Origin of the sequence: Azospirillum formosense (assembly GCF_040500525.1) — a bacterium.
Classification (GTDB): domain Bacteria; phylum Pseudomonadota; class Alphaproteobacteria; order Azospirillales; family Azospirillaceae; genus Azospirillum; species Azospirillum formosense_A.
The window spans coordinates 1-16,976 of the sequence record NZ_CP159404.1; the positions used below are offsets into that span (position 1 = coordinate 1).

The window sequence follows — 16,976 nt, forward strand, 5'->3', positions numbered from 1 at the left end:
ATGAGCAAGATCGCGACACCCGGCGCGCTGCAACTGGTTCTGTTCGAGCTGGAGGACCGCTCCCAGTCGCACCTGATCGCGCTGTACGATCTGGCGCCGCGCTACGTCTTCGCCTCGCGCGACGGTGGACGGTCCGCGGAGACCGCGCCGGCGAAGGGCAATTTCGTCGCGTCGATCAAGCGCGAGTTCACCTATCACGGCAGCACCTTCCACCTGACCATCCAGCCCGCCCGTCTGACCAAGATGGTCAACCGCGAGCAAGTCAGCCGCGACCAGGTCAACCGCGATGACGGGGCCGCCCAGGCCGACGGCCAGACCGAGATCGAATACGAGGTCTTCCCCGCCGAGCGCGAGCAGGTGGTGGAGCATGTGGTGCGCCGCCTCGCCATGGACCGCTCGCGCCTGTCGCTGGGCGGCGAGAACCGCGACAAGGTCCAGATGCGCTTCACCCTCTACGAAATCCAGCGCGAGCTGAAGGCGGTCGGCCACACGCTGTCGATCCGCGACATCCGCGAATCGCTGACCATCCTGGCGCGCTCGCGCATCATCATCGGCAAGCCGGCGGAGGGGGTGAAGAAGGGCCGCGGGGCCAACCTGCTGGAGTCCACGGCCTTCCCGGTGCTGGCCATCCGCTCCCGCCCCGACCTGATCGGCGACGAGGGGGGCGACGAGGAAACCCACCTGCAGTTCAACCCGCTGGTCTCCTCGGCCATCCGGAACCTGGAGTTCAAGCCGGTCAGCTACCAGTGGCTGATGCGGCTGAAGAGCCCGGTGTCCCGCTGGCTCTACAACCGCCTCAGCGCCGAGTACGACTATTCGGGGGCGGAGGTGCCGGGTGACCTGGGCGCCAAGGCGATGACGCTCTCGGCCGACGAGATCATCAAGAACAGCGGGATGAATGTGTGGAGCCGCCGCCGCGACACGCTGCGCGCGGTGACCTCCGCGGTGGATGCCCTGGTCGAGGAGGGCATCCTGACCAGCGCGGAAAAGCTTTATGACAAGGTGGGCGCCCGCATCGAGGGGATCACCTATGTGATGCTGCCCAGCGCCAAGTTCCTCGCCCAGGTGCGCAAGGCGCAGGCGGTGGAGAGCGCCAACGTGGCGGCCATGCGGGCGATCACCGGCGACGACCGCCGGCCCACCGATTTCGTGCCGGTCACCCCCGCCGCGACGGTGGAGACCCGGGCCCGCCGCGCCAAGCGGCTGACCGAGGAGCCGCCGCGTCTGCCCATGGTCGAGGCCGGCTGAGCGGAGCCCCGCGACCGGGCTCAGTCCCGGTCGGCGGCGGCGTTCAGCGAATCGCGCAGGCGCAGCAGGGCGTCGCGCAGTCCGCCGAGGTCGGGCAACGGGCAGTTCGCCGCCGCGGCGATGTGCTCCGGCAGCGCCGTCGCCCGCTCGCGCAGGGCGGTGCCCTGCGGGGTCAGGTGGATGCGCACCAGCCGCTCGTCCACCGGATCGCGCCCGCGGGTGACCAGCCCCTGCCCTTCCATCCGCTTCAGCAGCGGGGTCAGCGTGCCGCTGTCGAGCAGCAGCCGCTCCCCCAGGGCCTTCATGGTCTGGCCGTCCTGCTCCCAGAGAAGGAGCATCACCAGATACTGCGGGTAGGTCAGTTCCAGCGCTTCCAGAAGCGGGCGGTACACCCGCGTCATCGCCAGATTCGCCGAATACAGGGCGAAGCAGGCCTGGTTGGCCAGAAGCAGCGGGTTGTCGTTCTCGGTGCTCATCGTTCGGGGGTTCCCAGCCAGGGACGCGTCGCGGGCCTGTTGCGTGCGACCCCATAGCGCATGGGGATATGGCACGCAACACGCCCGCAAGCATGAAACCCTGTTATGCGCCCGTCACGCGATGACCGTGTTCACCGCGATGTTGCCCTTGGTCGCGTGGCTGTAGGGGCAGACCTTGTGGGCGCGGGCCACCAGATCCTCGGCCGCCGCCTTGTCCAGGCCGGGCAGCGAGACGGTGAGGTCCACCGCGAGGCCGAAGCCCTCGCCGTCGTCGCGCGGGCCGATGCCGACCTGGGCGGTGACGGTGGCGTCCGCCGGAACGGCGATCTTGTCGCGGCCGCCGACGAACTTCATGGCGCCGATGAAGCAGGCCGAATAGCCGGCGGCGAACAGCTGCTCGGGGTTGGTGGCGCCGCCCTTGCCGCCCAGCTCCTTTGGAGCGGCCAGCGCCACCGACAGCAGGCCGTCGTCGCTCTCCGCCTTGCCGTCACGTCCGCCGGTGGCCGTCGCCTTGGCTGTGTAGAGGGTCTTCATTGCGTTCACTCCTTGGAACAGATGGATCGTTTCGATCGGGGAAGCGGGTTGCCGCTTGTTGTCGAAGCGGACTGTCGCGCAAAATCGAATTGCACGCAATGTAATTTATCATGCGCAATTGAATTGCGCGCAATGCATCTCGGGAATGGCGTTCCGGCACGTTTCTCGCAGGGACTGAGAAGGCGCGGCGTCAGGGCGTGCGCCGGTACTCCCAGAGGAAGCTGCCGTTGTGACCGCACCAATAGCCGCTGGCGGCGCGGTTGGGCTCCAGGTCGGGGATGACGACCCCGCCGTCCGCTGCGGCGACCAGGATGAGGCCACCCCCTTCGGCGTCGGGCGTGCCGACGATCAACCGGCCCTGGTCGTCCAACCGCCCGATGCCGGAGAAATTGCATATCCAGCGTCCCGCCGAGGGTTCGGCGCCGCTGACGCTGACGGCGACCGTGCCGTCGCGCAGGGCGATGGCGGCGATGCCGATGAACCCTTCATGGTCGAAGCGCCCCACGTAGCGTCCGGCGGGCGACGAGGGTGCCGCCGGATCGCTGCGGAAGGACAGAACCGCCACGCGCCCGTCATAGGCGCGGCGCAGGCAGGCCGTGTCGGCGCGGCAGGAATCGCGGTCGCGCAGCCACGCCCGTTGGTCGGCCTTCACGGCCGTCCCGGCGGCGCCCTCCTCCGGGCTGGCGCCGGACAGTTGCTCCAGGGCGGCGCGGTAGGACGCGGCCAGCCGCTCGTCCAGCGCGGAGAGCGCCGGGTCGGCGCAGATCGCCTTTTCCGTGGGGGTTGCGGCCTTGGAGCAGGGGAAGCCCGCCGCGCCGGCGGCGGTCGGCAACGCCAGGAGGCCAAGGGCGAGCAGCGCTGGGCGGAGCATGCGGTTTCCCTTCGACGGTCGGACCCCGACTCTGCCGTGGCGGCGGATTGCGGTCAACCCATCCTCCGGGGATGGCCCGGCCCGATGTCTTTCCGCCGGGCCTGAACAGCAGGAGATCCGCGCCTCGCAGCGCTGCAGAAGTCACCGCCGTCACAGCGCTGCGACGAACTCTTTTAACAGCGCTGCGATAACTTGGGTTCGCAAGAGATGATGCGCCGTTTTCTTCCAAGTTGTGCGCTGCATCATAGTAATGGAAGCCATGCGTTATCGGCGCGTTGGCTTTCGCGGCGGCGGTGCCATTATATCCAGGCAGGCAGCACCGCCCCTCCGCCGGCATCGCGCAGGCCCCTTCCACGGCCAGCCGCCGACCCCGGCGCCCGAGCGGCACCGCCAGAGACATTCCCATCGAACCGCGGCCCCCGATGCCGCCATGAGGACAGCCATGAACGCCGATAGCTTCGCGACCCCCCTGTCGTCCACCGAACTGCGCAACATCCGCCGCCAGGCGGAAGCCCTGCGGGCCGCCTACCTGCGCAGCCTGTTCCGCCGTCTGGTTGCGGCCTTCAACCGTCCGGGCACCCCGGCCAACGGCGGTCTGACCGCCGCCCGCTGAGGCGCACCCCGCACCACGGGTTCCCTGCACGCGGCCGGACCGTCCGGCCGCGACTTTTTCGTCCTCCTATGACCATTTCTAGCAAGATTCGTTAAGATTTTGCCGTGTATCATTTTCTAATGATACCCGAAATGGTGATGTGGGACGGGCGTAAAAATGCAGGTTGTAATCGTCGATGACGATCCTTCCACGCTGTTCATCACCAGCGCGGTCATCCGGCGGATCGACGACGCGGAGCCCATCGGCATGGGCAGTCCGCTGGAGGCTCTGGACTGGCTGGCGGTCAACACGCCCGACCTGATCCTGATCGATCATGTCATGCCGGACCTCGACGGCATGGTCGTGCTGGAGCGCATCCGTGCCCAGCGGCATCTCGCCGACGTTCCGGTGGTGATGATCACCGCCGACACGTCGGTGAAGCTGCGGGTGGCCGCCCTTGAAAGCGGCTGCACCGATTTCCTGACCAAACCCATCGTCGTTCCCGAGCTGCTCGCCCGGGCGCAGAACCTTCTGCGCCTGCGGCTGGGCCAGCGGATGATGCGCGACCAGGCCGCCGTGCTGCGCAGCCGGGTGGAGGAGGCGACGGCCCAACTCCGCCAGCAGGCGCAGGAGCTGGTGGCCCGCCTCGCACGCGCCGCCGAATACCGCGACCCGGAAACCGGCCTGCACATCGAGCGGATGGCGAGCTATTCGCGCGTCATCGCCGAAAGCCTCGGGCTCGACCCGGACGACTGCGCCCGGCTGGCCGAGGCCGCGCCGATGCACGACATCGGCAAGATCGGCATTCCCGACGCCATCCTGCTGAAGCCCGGCCGGCTGACCGACAGCGAAATGCAGGTGATGCGCGAGCATCCGGTGATCGGCCACGCCGTGCTGCAGGGAAGCGAGCATCCCCTCATCTGCGAGGCGGCGGAGATCGCGCTGGGCCATCACGAGAAGTACGACGGCACCGGCTATCCCAAGGGTCTGCGGGGGGAGGAGATTCCGCTGGCCTGCCGCATCGTCGCCATCGCCGACGTCTTCGACGCCCTGACCACCGCCCGCCCCTACAAGACGCCCTGGCCGCTCGACACCGCGAAGGCCTACATCGTCGAGCACAGCGGCACCCATTTCGACCCGGTCTGCGTCGACGCCTTCCTGCGCGCCTGGACGTCGGTCCTCGCCATTCACGACGCCCATCCCGACCCGGATTTCACCGGGGCGGACTGCGCCGCGTTCCGCTAGGCGGAGGCCGCGATGCCGGACACCCCCGCTGCCCTTTCCCTGCCCGAACACGGTCACCGGGCCTACGCGTTCCGCTCCAGGGCGCTGGTCTCCGGGGTGTGGATGGCCGCGCTTCTGCTGATCGCGGCAGCCTGGACCGCGGCCTTCTACCTGACGGAGCGCGACCAGCGCGACGCGCTCCAGCGGGCCGAGCGCGACACCGGCAACCTGGCGCACATCATCGCGGAACAGACCACCCGGGCCATCGCCGGCACCGACCGCATCCTGTCCTTCATCGGCTACGACCTGTACCGGCTGGGCAGCCAGAGCCCGCTGTTGCGCGACGTGATGCGGAACGCCACGCTGGATTCGGACCTGCTGCTCCAGCTCGCCTACGCGGACGGCAAGGGCGACCTGATCCAGACCAGCGTGGACAACGCCCCGGCCCGGGTCAACCTGGCCGACCGCGAGCATTTCCGCGTGCACAAGGAAGGAACGGTCGACGGGCTGTTCATCAGCCGTCCCGTCTTCGGGCGGGCGTCGGGCAAATGGTCGATCCAGCTCAGCCGCAAGGTCACCGCCCCGGACGGCGGGTTCGGCGGGATGATCGTCGCCTCGCTGGACCCCTTCTACTTCGGGCGGACCTTCGACAATCTGAATGTGGGCGATGACGGCGTCATCTCCATCATCGGCCGCGACGGCATCCTGCGCGCGCGCAGCGTCATGGACAACCGCATCATTGGATTGGACCTCGGCAAATCGCCGATCCTGCAGGAGGCGGAGGCGAAAACACAAGGCTTCCTGCGTTCGGTCAGTCCCGTCGACGGGGTGGCCCGCCTGACCAGCTTCCGAAGCCTTCAGAATTACCCGCTGATCGTCAGCGCGGGCTTCGGCGAGGCGGAGTTCATGGCGGAGACCTGGGCGCGGCAGCGTGCCTACACCGTCGGGGCGGGCCTGACCACCGCCCTGCTGTTCGTCCTGGCCACGCTGGTGACGCTGCAGAGCCGCGCCCAGGAACGCTCCCACGCCACGCTGGACGAGACGGCCCGGCATCTGCGCGCCAGCAAGACGAAGCTGCGCGACATCGCCGAGACGGCCTCCGACTGGTTCTGGGAGATGGACGCCGACCTGTGCTTCGCCGGCGTCTCCGGCGCCTATGCCGGATCGATCCGCGACCCGGAGCTGTACCGCGGCCGGCGCTGCGAGGAGATCGCCCTGCGCGAGCCCGGCGACGACGTCCATTGGGAGAAGCAGCGCCGGACCCTGGAGGACCGGCAGCCCTTCCGCGATTTCGAATTCGCGGTGCACGGACCGGACGGCGACACCCGCATCTGGTCGCTCAGCGGCAAGCCGGTCTTCGACGACCAGGGCGCCTTCGCGGGCTACCGCGGCTCCGGCTCCGACGTGACGGAGCGGCGGCGGGCGGAACGGTCGCTGACCGACAGCGAGGGGCGCTACCGCGCCATGTTCGCCGCGGTCGGCCAGCCCATCGTGGTGACGGACCAGAACGCCGTGATCACCGGGTTCAACCCGGCGGCGGAAGCGCTTTTCGGCTACCGCGAAGCGGAGATGATCGGGCGCAACGTCAGCGCCCTGATGCCGGACGGGCACGCCGTCAACCACGACCGCCTGTTCCGGGATTACCAGGCCAGCGGCCGCGGCAGCCCGAGCGGCGTGATCCGCGAGGTTCCGGTCCAGCGCGCCGACGGCCGGCTGGTCCCCACCGAGATCGCCCTGTCGAGCTGGCGCGCCGGCGGGCGCGAGCATTTCATCGGCGTCTTCCACGACCTGTCCAAGGCCAAGCAGATCGAGGCCGACCTCCGCCGCGCCCGCGACAGCGCCGAGCACGCCAACCGGATGAAGAGCGAGTTCCTGGCGACCATCAGCCACGAGATCCGCACGCCGATGAACGGCGTGCTGGGCACGCTGACCCTGCTGGACGGCGAAGGGCTGGATGCGGAGGAGCGGCGTCTGGCCGGCGTCGCCCGCCGTTCGGCGGAAAGCCTGCTGCGGCTGCTCGACGACATCCTGGACTTCTCCAAGCTGGAGGCCGGTCGCATCGCCATCGAGGAGGAGACCTGCGCGCCCGGCGACCTCGCGGAGGCGGTGATGGCGGTGTTCCAGCCCTCGGCCGCGGACAAGGGGCTGACCCTGACCTGCCACATGCTGCCCACCGTGCCGGAGGCGGTGGTCACCGATCCGGCCCGCCTGCGGCAGATCCTGTTCAATCTGGTCGGCAACGCGGTGAAGTTCACCAGCGCCGGCCATGTGGCCGTGCGCGCCCGCCGCGGCGCCGACCTGCCGGACGGGCGTTTCCTTCTGGAGTTCGAGGTGGAGGACAGCGGCATCGGCATCGCCGCGGAGTCCCTCCCGTCGCTGTTCGACCGCTTCACCCAGGCCGACAGCTCGATCACCCGCCGCTATGGCGGCACCGGTCTGGGGCTGGCGATCTGCAAGGAGTTGTGCGGGCTGCTCGGCGGCATGATCTCCGTCACCAGCGCGCCGGGCAAGGGAAGCCTGTTCCAGGTCTCGGTCGCCTGCGCGCCGGGCGATCCGGCGGCGCTGCGCCCCGCCGCGGAGGCCCCGCCGGCCGCCCCCCTGCCCCCCTTGCGGGTCCTGGCGGTGGACGACAACGCGGTCAACCGGGACATCGTCCGCGGGCTGCTGGTGCGCGGCGGGCACAGCGTGGTCACCGCCGTCGATGGGGACGAGGCGGTGCGGACCGTGGAGCGGTCGGAGGAGCCCTTCGACGTGGTCCTGATGGACATCCAGATGCCGGGGATGGACGGGCTGACCGCCACCCGCCTGATCCGCGCCCTGCCGGCGCCGCGCAGCGGCGTTCCGGTGATCGCGCTGACCGCCCACGCCTCGGGCAGTTCGCTTCCCGAATGCATGGCGGCGGGCATGGACGGGTTCGTGCCGAAGCCGCTGCGTCCGGCGGCGCTCGATGCGGCGCTCCGCGCGGCCGTCGGCGGCCCCGCTCCCAAGCCGGTCGCCGAGGCGGCTCCGGAAACCACCCCAACCGCGGATCTGCTGGACCGCGAGCAGATGGACAGCGTGGCCGAAGCGCTCGGTCCGGAGTGCTGGTCCGAGGCCGTTCAAGGCTTTTCCCGCACCGCACGGGAACAGGTGGCGCGGATCAGCGCCGCCCTGGCCAGCGGCGAGGAGCACCGCCGCGCCGCCCACACGTTGAAGGGACTGTCCTGGAACGTGGGGGCGAAGCGGCTGGGCGACCTCGCGCTGGCGCTGGAAAAGGCACCGCCCGACGAGGCCCTGGCCCTGGCGGGAAGCCTGGAGGGCGTGCTGAAGGACAGCGTGGAAGCCCTGTCCGAACCCCTGCCCGAACCCCTGTCCGTGCCGTCGTGAGGCTCGGACAGGGGGCTTGGGCCCGTCAGGAGGCCGGCATCTCGCCGGTCACCCAATAGTCCACGCGCTGCTTGTTGTTGGCGATGTAATTGTCGATCGCCTTGTCGTAGGAGCTGTCGTCGGCCTCCAGCATGATCTTCTCCAGATCCTCCAGCGGCAGGTACATCCGGGTCAGGAACTCGGCGACCTTGGGGTGCTCCTGGTAGAAGTTCTTGCGGGCCATGACGTGGACGCGCTCCAGCCCGCCCAGCGAGCCCTTCGGGTCCTCCAGGTAGCGCAGCTTCCACTTGGCGAACATCCAGTGCGGGCTCCAGGCGGTGACGGCGATCCAGTCCTCGCGCCGCTCCGCGCGGCCGAGCGCGGCGGTCATCGCCGCACCGCTGGCCGACACCAGCTCATAGTCATTCAGGCCGTAGTCCTTCAGCGCCTTTTCCGACGCCTGCATCAGGCCCGAACCGGGGTCGATGCCCTGGATCTTGCCCTTCAGCTTCTCGCGGATCTCCGGCTTGGCGAGGTCGGCGATCGTCTTCACCTGATCCTCCGGCACATAGTCCGGCACGGCCCAGCCGAGGCGGGCGCGGGTGTAGAGCATGCCCAGCGGCACGATGTCCTTGCCCACCTTGTCCAGGTAGGAGGCGTGGGTGGTCGGCAGCCAGGACATCATCATGAAGTCGAGGTCGCCCTTGGCGAGCCCCTGATACTGCAGGCCGATGTCGGCCAGCACCAGCTCGACCGGCTGATCCAGCCGTTCCTGGATGAGGCGCTGGGCGAGCTTGGTCACCGCCTCGGCGTCGGACCAGGCGGTCCAGCCGATGCGGACCGGCTTCTTGTCCTCGGCAGCCAGGCTGGCGGAGGACAGGGCGGTGCTGCCGATCACGGCGGCGACGCCGAGGGCCATCATCTTCAGAAACGTGCGTCTCATGCGGAAAATCCTTTGTTTTGTATGGTTTTGGGGATGGCGGTTCATCCCGCTTCCGTGACTCCGTGCGTGGGAGACAGCTGCGCGTCGTCCTTCGGCTGCGCCGCGCGGCGGCGGCTCAGCAGGGAGCGCAAGGCGGACCGGGGGGAGCGTCCCCCCGCGTCCGGGGTTCCGAAACTCTGGGTGATGCGGTCGAGCAGGATCGCCAGGATCACCACGGCCAGCCCGCCCTCGACGCCGAGGCCGATGTCGAGCCGCTGGATGCCGCGCAGCACCTCGTTGCCGACGCCGCCCGCCCCGATCATCGAGGCGATGACGACCATCGACAGCGACAGCATGATCGTCTGGTTGATTCCCGCCATGATCGACGGCAGCGCGGTCGGCATCTGCACTTTGAACAGGAGCTGGCGCGGCGTGCAGCCGAAGGCGAGACCGGCCTCGACCAGCTCGTGCGGGACTTGGCGGATGCCCAGGCTGGTCAGGCGGACGACCGGCGGCATGGCGAAGATGATCGTCGCGATGATCCCCGGCACGCGGCCCAGACCGAACAGCATGGCCGCCGGGATCAGGTAGACGAAGGCCGGCATGGTCTGCATCAGGTCGAGCGCCGGGCGCACCACCGTTTCCACCCGGTCGTTGCGCGCGGCGACGATGCCCAGCGGGACGCCGATGGTCAGGGCGATGGCGGTCGCCGTCAGCACCAGGGCCAGCGTGTCCACCGTCTGGTGCCACATGCCCAGCCCGGCGACGACCAGCAGCGAGGCCGCCGCGAACAGCGCGAAGCGCCAGCCGTTCCGCCACAGCCCGATCAGCACCACGATGGCGGCCAGCGCCACGCCGGGCAGCGAGGTCAGGGCGGCCTGGACGCCGTCGGCGACCGCGCCGACCACGAGGTCGATGCCGTCGAACAGCCATTGCGCGTGGTCCAGGAGGAACAGCACGGCGGCGTCGGCCCAATCGCCGATGGGAAGCTTGAAGTCCATGGTCAGCGCGTCCGTCCAAGGGTTTCCAGATAGGCGGTCTTGGAGATCGCCCCGACATAGGCGCCCTGCCCGTCCACCACCGGCAGCGGGCACGGGGCCGACGCGATGCGCGGCAGAACCTCGTCCATCGGCAGGTCGACGGGAAGCGGCTCGATGCCCGGAAGCAGCGCCTCGTCCAGCGTGGCGGAGCCGTTGTGCCGCTCGATGGCGGTGACCAGCGTCTCCACCGACACCACGCCCTGGAAGCGGCGGCGGCCGTCCTGGACATAGCCGAACTCACGGTCGCGCTCGCGCAGCTGGCGGACGGCGGCGCGCGGGCCCTCGCCGGTGTGGCGGATCAGCGTCACCTGGTCGCGCCGGGCGATGTCGCCCGCCGTCAGGATCTTGGTGACGTCGATGTTGCGGAAGAAGGAGCGGACGTAGTCGTTGGCCGGTTGCTTCAGGATCTCGTCCGGGCGCCCGACCTGGATGATCTGGCCGCCCTCCATAATGGCCAGACGGTCGCCGATGCGGATCGCCTCGTCCAGATCATGGCTGATGAAGACGATGGTGCGCTGCCGTTCGGCCTGGAGGCGCAGCAGCTCGTCCTGCATCTCCGTCCGGATCAGCGGGTCGAGGGCCGAGAAGGCCTCGTCCATCAGCAGGACGGACGGCTCGTTGGCGAGCGCGCGGGCCAGGCCGACGCGCTGCTGCATGCCGCCCGACAGCTCCCGCGGGTAGCTCTCCGCGTAGGCGCCGAGGCCGACCGCGTCCAGCGCCTGCTGCGCCTTGTCGCGCCGCGCCTTCAGGCTTTCCCCGGCGATCTCCAGCCCGAAGGCGGCGTTCTCCCACACCCGCAGGTGCGGCAGCAGGGCGAAGGACTGGAACACCATGCCCAGGTCGCGCCGCCGCAGCTCGGTCAGCTCGGCGCGCGACAGCTTGGTGATGTCCCGGCCGTCGATCCGGATCTCGCCCGCGGTCGGGTCGATCAGCCGGTTGAGCATGCGGACCAGCGTCGATTTGCCGGAGCCCGACAGGCCCATGATGACGAAGATTTCGCCGGCCTCGACCTCGAAACTGGCGTCGAGGACGCCGACGGTCTGGCCGGTCCTTTTAAAGATCTCTTCCTTGGAAAGACCCGCCTTCAGCAGGTCGAGCGCCTGACGTGGGTGGCGCCCGAAAATCCGGGTGACGCCGTTTACGGCAATTTTCGCGGTCATCCGCTGATGCCTCCGCTCTTGGCAAAATGCGTGTGGTTCCGGAGCCCGAACGGGACCGGTCCGTCTTGCAGCCTTCATTGGAAGCAGGGGGAAGCAGGGGCGTGCCGGGGTGGAGAGGCACGCAAGGCAAGGACTTTCGTCCGCACGCCAACAATTTTGACAGCCGCGTCGCGACTGCCTCCCGCCAACCACAGGGAAAGTAAAGTTACATGAGAAAACGCAAAAACAGCGAAGACTCATGAAATTGAAGGCCATATGAACAAGAAAACAGGTCTATCTATGCATGCATACCGATTTCACCTCTGAATCAGACTGGGTTTGTAGGGAAATGCGCACACGGAATGGCGCTCCTGAAGCGCGTTCAAGAGGACAATTCCTGGCCGCCACTGACAAGAGGCTAACAAACTTTAGGAGAGATTTGAAGCCTTTTTATGTCTCGGTTGGATATGGCACCGGATCAATGTCGTTCAAGCGTGGATTTGAAGGCTTATTATCCTAAAACCGCGCCGCGGTTCCTTCCGTTTTCGCCGCTCCGGCATGCGTCCCGCGGCGACCGGCGTGTTGTGGCGAAGGAGCGGTTGCGGCACCATGTCAGACTGTCTTCCGTCTCCGGTCAGCAAGGGGCCCTGATGAGCAACCCGTTCTTCGAAACCTGGACCACGCCCTTCGGCCTGCCGCCCTTCGACCGCATCCAGGCCGAGCATTTTCCGCCCGCCTTCGACCATGGCATGGCGGAGAACATCGCGGAGATCGCGGCGATCACCGGAAACCCCGACGCCCCCACCTTCGCCAACACCATCGAGGCGATGGAGCGCAGCGGGCGCTTCCTGAACCGGGTCGGCGGCGTGTTCTGGAACCTGAACTCCAGCAACACCACCGACGCGCTGGAGACCATCGCCCGCGACTACGCGCCGAAATTCGCCCAGCACTCCATGCGCATCGCGCTGGACCCGGCGCTGTTCGCCCGCGTCGCCGACCTGTACGAGCGGCGCGACACGCTGGGCCTCGCCCCCGACCAGCTGCGTCTTCTGGAGCGCCAGCATCTGGGATTCGTGCGCAGCGGCGCGCTGCTGCCGGCGGACGCCAAGGCGCGGATGACCGCGATCACCGAGCGGCTGGCGACCCTGCACACGCTGTTCGGCCAGAACGTGCTGCACGACGAGAAGGACTGGCAGCTCGTGCTGGAGGAGAGCGACCTCGCCGGCCTGCCGGACTTCGCGCGCAACGCCGCCGCCCAGGCCGCCAAGGAGCGCGGGCAGGAGGGCAAGTACGTCATCACGCTCGCCCGCTCCTCGGTGGAGCCGTTCCTGACCTTCTCGGCCCGCCGCGACCTGCGGCAGGTGGCCTACGAGGCCTGGATCCGCCGCGGCGAGCATGAGGGCGAGCACGACAACCGCCCGCTGATCCGGGAGATCGTCGCGCTGCGCACCGAGCAGGCCAAGCTGATGGGCTACGCCAGCTACGCCGACTTCAAGCTGGACGACAGCATGGCGAAGGACACCTCCGCCGTCGAGCGGCTGCTGCTGCAGGTCTGGGGACCGGCCAAGGAGAAGGCCGCCGCCGAGCGCGCGGAGCTTCAGGACTGCGCCCGGGCGGAGGGCGTGAACGAGCCGATCGCCCCCTGGGACTGGCGCTACTACGCGGAGAAGGTGCGGCAGGCCAAGTACGACATCGACGAAGCGGAGGTGAAGCCCTACTTCGTGCTGGAGAACATGGTGCGCGCGGCCTTCGACACCGCCGGGCGCCTGTTCGGGCTGACCTTCACCGAGCGCCCCGACCTGCCCGTCTATCACCCGGACGTCCGCGTCTACGAGGTGACGGAGAAGGACGGACGCCATGTCGGCATTTTCCTGCACGACAACTTCGCCCGGCCGTCCAAGCGCTCCGGCGCCTGGATGAGCAGCTACCGCGACCAGGAGAACTTCGACGGGGCGGTGTCGCCGATCATCGTCAACAACAACAACTTCTCGAAGGGCGAGCCGACGCTGCTCAGCTTCGACGACGCCGAGACGCTGTTCCACGAGTTCGGCCATTTCCTGCACGGCTGCCTCAGCAACGTCCGCTACCCGAGCCAGTCCGGCACCTCGGTGCGCCGCGACTTCGTGGAGCTGCCCTCCCAGATCTACGAGCACTGGCTGGCGGTTCCGGAAACGCTGTCCACCTACGCCCGCCATCACCAGACCGGGGAGCCGATTCCGCAGGACCTGCTGCGCCGCCTGCTCGCCGCCCGCAACTTCAACCAGGGCTTCGGCACGGTGGAGTACACCGCGGCGGCGCTGCTCGATCTGGAGTTCCACACCCGCGGCGACGCCGCCGACACCGACGTGGCCGCCTTCGAGCGGTCGGTGCTGGACAAGATCGGCATGCCGGCGGAGATCGCCGTGCGCCACCGCCCGACCCACTTCCAGCACCTGTTCGCCGGCAGCGGCTACGCCGCCGGCTATTACGCCTATCTGTGGGCCGAGGTGCTCGACGCCGACGGGTTCGAGGCGTTCCTGGAGACGGGAAACCCCTTCGACCCGGACCTTGCGGCGAAGCTGAAGACGATCTATTCGTCGGGCGACACCCGCGACCCGATGGAGCTCTACACCGCCTTCCGCGGACGCGAGCCGCGCATCGAGGCGCTTCTCAAGCACCGGGGCCTGACCCAATCGCTCGGGGACGCCTGACGCACCGCCCATCGGCGCCGCAGACCCATTGACGAGGACAAGGGACGGGGGACCGGGCCGGACGCCCTTCCCCGCCCTGTGAGGATTCTGATGGCTGTTTCTCTTCTCGACCCCGCCCGCTACCGCCGCATGCCCTGGAAGAACGGCGGCGGGACGACCACCGAAATCGCCCTCCAGGAGTTGCCCGGCGCCGCCGGCCGCTTCCTGTGGCGGGTCAGCATCGCCGACGTGGCGGAGGCCGGTCCCTTCTCCGCCTTCACCGGCTACGAGCGGCTGATCGCCGTGGTCGAGGGCGCCGGCATGCGGCTGACCGTGGACGGCGTGCCGGCGACCGTGACCAACCGCGCCGCCGCCTTCCGATTCTCCGGCGACGCCACGGTGGACTGCGCCCTGCTGGACGGGCCGATCCGCGACTTCAACCTGATTTTCGACCGCGAGCGGGCCGACGCCCGCCTCGACATCCTGCCGGCCGACACGGTTGCGGACATCCCGGCCGGCGGCGTGGCGCTGGTCCATGCCCTGGAGGGCGAGGTGATCCTGCGCAGCGGGGACAGCGTGGCGCGGGTGTCGCCGGGCTGGACCGCCCGTCTGGACGCCGCCGCCACGCTGGAGACCGGGCCGGGCGCCTGCGCCGTCCTCGCCCGCGTCGCGGCGCGCGGGTAAGGGTCCCGGAACGCGGGGCTACGGCGCCTTCCGGCAGGTCATCTCCGGAGCGCCGTAGCCCCAGGTCACCCGCGCTTCGCCCTGATGCTCCCAGAAGCTCTCGTTGCGGCCCCGGTAGCGGGCGCCGGACGCCGCCGGCTGCCCGACCATCAGCGACACGGCGTCGCCGCGCTCGGCGATCATCGTCGGCGGGTCGGTCTCGAAGAAGGTGACGGTCAGCTCGTTGGCCGGCTGGCCGTCGCAGGCGAAGCGGACCGGACCGATGGCGGGCACCAGCCGGTATCTGGCCTGAAGCGCGGCGATGCGCAGGCGGTACTGCTCCGCCACGCAGGCCCGGCGGTCGTCCGCCTTCCAGCAGTCGTTCCGGCCCTTGATCCACCCGCGCTGCTCCGCCTTGAGGGTCGGGGGATGCTCGTTCGCCGCCTTGGCGGCCGCCGCGTCATAGACCCCGGCCAGCCTGCGGTCGAGCGCCGACAGGCCGGCGTCGGTGCAGACCATGTGCTCGATGCTGCGCTTTTCCACCCCCGCGCAGGAGAAGGAGGGGCCGGCGGGTTCGGCGGCAAGGGCACTGCCGCCGACGGCCGATGCCGCCGTCACGAGGAAAAGCCACACTCTGTTGCGACGCGCGCGCATCGGGTCTCTCCCCCTCCGTTTCCCTGGGCCCGGACAGAATGCCGCGTTCCGCGCCCCGGCAGAAGACACGCCTTCGCCGCCCCTCGACGCTGTTACCGAGCGTTACAAATCTAATCCCTTCTGGACATATTCTGCGCGCGGCGCCGTGATAGCGTCCCGCCGGGATCAGGGCCGGGCCATCGGCACCCCTCCCGACGCGACTTTCCGGACGACGCCCGCAGGCGATGAAGGACCCGATGGATTTGGACACCCCCCTGAAACCGCCGCCCGTCCCCGGGCCGGACAGTCCCGCCACGGCAGCGCCGGACGCCCGCCGGGACCGGACGACGCCCGAGGCCCAGCGGACCGACGCGCCCAGGCGCCGCTCGGTCCTGGGCCGGGTGCTGGCGTGGCTGGTCGTGCTGGCGCTGATCGGTGGCGGAGTCTGGTGGTTCGCCTTCCGCCCGGCGCCGGAGATGGCGGCGCGCGGCGGCCCCGGCGGGTTCCGGCCCGGCATGCCGAGCGCGGCGCCGGTGGTGACCGCCAAGGTCGAGAAGGGCGACATGCCGATCCGGCTCAACGGGCTGGGCACCGTCTCCTCGCTCGCCACCGTCACGGTGCGCCCGCAGGTCGGCGGCCAGCTCACCCAGGTCGCCTTCACCGAGGGGCAGGCCGTGCAGAAGGGCGACTTCCTGGCCGAGGTGGACCCGCGCCCCTTCCAGCTCGCCGTCGAGCAGGCGGAGGCCCAGCTTCTGCGCGACCAGGCTCTGCTGAAGAACGCGCGGCTGGACCTGGAGCGCTACCGGCTGCTGGTCAAGCAGGACTCCATCGCCAAGCAGCAGCGCGACACCCAGGAATCACTGGTCCAGCAGTATGAGGGCACGGTGAAGGCCGATCAGGTGGCGGTGGAGAACGCCAAGCTGAACCTGTCCTACACCCGCATCACCGCCCCCGTCTCGGGGCGCGCCGGGCTGCGGCTGGTCGATCCGGGTAACTACGTCACGGCGGGCGAGGCGGGCGGCATCGTCGTCATCACCCAGGTGCAGCCGATCTCCGTCCTGTTCACCCTGCCGGAGGACAACATCCCGGCGATCATGGCGCGGCTGCGCGGCGGGGCGACCCTGCCGGTGACCGCCTATGACCGGACGCGCGACCGCGTGCTGGCGACCGGGACGCTGACCACGGTGGACAACCAGATCGACGTGACCACCGGCACGGTGAAGCTGCGCGCCCAGTTCGACAACGCCGACCAGTCGCTGTTCCCCAACCAGTTCGTCAACGTCCAGCTTCTGGTGGACACGCTGGCCGGCGTCCCGATGGTGCCGGTGGCGGCGGTGCAGCGCGGGGCGCCCGGCACCTACGTCTATGTGGTGAACGGCGAGGACAGCACGGCCTCGGTCCGCCCGGTGACGCTGGGCGCCAGCGACGGGGCGAAGACCGTCATCACCCAGGGGGTGCAGCCCGGCGAGACGGTGGTGATCCAGGGCGCCGACCGGCTGCGCGAGGGCGCCAAGGTGGCGGCGACCGACGGCTCGGCCCCGTCGGCGGCTCCCACCCCGTCCAGCGAGGGGCCGCGCCCGCAGCACCGCCCCCAGCGCAACGCGTCGTAACGCGCGTCCC

The 16,976-nt window shown here is 69.3% G+C and carries 14 protein-coding genes; 7 read left to right on the plus strand and 7 right to left on the minus strand.

Annotation, left to right across the window (positions count from 1 at the left end):
* The gene (locus ABVN73_RS20925; protein WP_353861137.1) at positions 1-1,248 is read left to right on the plus strand and encodes a plasmid replication protein; all 1,248 of its coding nucleotides are present in this window, start codon (positions 1-3) and stop codon (positions 1,246-1,248) included.
* Positions 1,249-1,268: 20 nt separating this feature from the next.
* Here the strand turns inward: ABVN73_RS20925 and ABVN73_RS20930 are convergent, their stop codons facing one another.
* The 3 genes from ABVN73_RS20930 to ABVN73_RS20940 form a co-directional block, all read right to left on the minus strand.
* Positions 1,269-1,724, minus strand: a complete 456-nt coding sequence (locus ABVN73_RS20930) for a MarR family transcriptional regulator (RefSeq protein WP_353861138.1) — start codon at positions 1,722-1,724, stop codon at positions 1,269-1,271.
* A gap of 114 nt (positions 1,725-1,838) precedes the next feature.
* Entirely contained in the window at positions 1,839-2,258 is a 420-nt protein-coding gene (locus ABVN73_RS20935; RefSeq protein WP_109068709.1) for an organic hydroperoxide resistance protein, read from the minus strand.
* A gap of 190 nt (positions 2,259-2,448) precedes the next feature.
* The gene (locus ABVN73_RS20940; protein ID WP_353861139.1) at positions 2,449-3,129 is read right to left on the minus strand and encodes a lysozyme inhibitor LprI family protein; all 681 of its coding nucleotides are present in this window, start codon (positions 3,127-3,129) and stop codon (positions 2,449-2,451) included.
* A gap of 442 nt (positions 3,130-3,571) precedes the next feature.
* Between ABVN73_RS20940 and ABVN73_RS20945 the strand changes: the two genes are divergently transcribed.
* The 3 genes from ABVN73_RS20945 (at position 3,572) to ABVN73_RS20955 (ending at position 8,311) form a co-directional block, all read left to right on the plus strand.
* Positions 3,572-3,742 carry a hypothetical protein gene (locus ABVN73_RS20945; RefSeq protein ID WP_353861140.1) on the plus strand — a complete coding sequence of 57 codons (171 nt, stop codon included), beginning with the start codon at positions 3,572-3,574 and terminating at the stop codon, positions 3,740-3,742.
* Between the two features lie 156 nt (positions 3,743-3,898).
* Complete coding sequence (locus tag ABVN73_RS20950) at positions 3,899-4,966, plus strand: HD domain-containing phosphohydrolase (protein WP_353861141.1); 1,068 nt, start codon at positions 3,899-3,901, stop codon at positions 4,964-4,966.
* Between the two features lie 12 nt (positions 4,967-4,978).
* Entirely contained in the window at positions 4,979-8,311 is a 3,333-nt protein-coding gene (locus tag ABVN73_RS20955) for a PAS domain S-box protein (RefSeq protein WP_353861142.1), read from the plus strand.
* A 25-nt stretch (positions 8,312-8,336) separates the two neighbouring features.
* Here ABVN73_RS20955 and ABVN73_RS20960 read toward each other — a convergent pair whose 3' ends face one another.
* From ABVN73_RS20960 to proV, 3 genes are read right to left on the minus strand one after another with little or no spacing between them, the layout of a single operon-like run.
* Complete coding sequence (locus ABVN73_RS20960) at positions 8,337-9,233, minus strand: glycine betaine ABC transporter substrate-binding protein (RefSeq protein WP_353861143.1); 897 nt, start codon at positions 9,231-9,233, stop codon at positions 8,337-8,339.
* 41 nt (positions 9,234-9,274) lie between these two features.
* Entirely contained in the window at positions 9,275-10,213 is a 939-nt protein-coding gene (locus tag ABVN73_RS20965; RefSeq protein WP_353861144.1) for a proline/glycine betaine ABC transporter permease, read from the minus strand.
* A 2-nt stretch (positions 10,214-10,215) separates the two neighbouring features.
* Entirely contained in the window at positions 10,216-11,412 is a 1,197-nt protein-coding gene (gene proV / locus ABVN73_RS20970; protein WP_353861145.1) for a glycine betaine/L-proline ABC transporter ATP-binding protein ProV, read from the minus strand.
* Between the two features lie 629 nt (positions 11,413-12,041).
* On the opposite strand from proV, the gene ABVN73_RS20975 reads away from it, so the two are divergent.
* Both ABVN73_RS20975 and ABVN73_RS20980 read left to right on the plus strand, forming a co-directional pair.
* Positions 12,042-14,081, plus strand: a complete 2,040-nt coding sequence (locus ABVN73_RS20975; protein WP_353861146.1) for a M3 family metallopeptidase — start codon at positions 12,042-12,044, stop codon at positions 14,079-14,081.
* A gap of 90 nt (positions 14,082-14,171) precedes the next feature.
* Positions 14,172-14,744, plus strand: a complete 573-nt coding sequence (locus ABVN73_RS20980; protein WP_353861147.1) for a HutD family protein — start codon at positions 14,172-14,174, stop codon at positions 14,742-14,744.
* Between the two features lie 18 nt (positions 14,745-14,762).
* On the opposite strand, the gene ABVN73_RS20985 is transcribed toward ABVN73_RS20980, so the two are convergent.
* Positions 14,763-15,377, minus strand: a complete 615-nt coding sequence (locus ABVN73_RS20985) for an MliC family protein (RefSeq protein ID WP_353861148.1) — start codon at positions 15,375-15,377, stop codon at positions 14,763-14,765.
* Between the two features lie 236 nt (positions 15,378-15,613).
* On the opposite strand from ABVN73_RS20985, the gene ABVN73_RS20990 reads away from it, so the two are divergent.
* The gene (locus ABVN73_RS20990) at positions 15,614-16,966 is read left to right on the plus strand and encodes an MdtA/MuxA family multidrug efflux RND transporter periplasmic adaptor subunit (RefSeq protein WP_353861149.1); all 1,353 of its coding nucleotides are present in this window, start codon (positions 15,614-15,616) and stop codon (positions 16,964-16,966) included.
* The last annotated feature ends 10 nt before the right edge of the window (positions 16,967-16,976 follow it).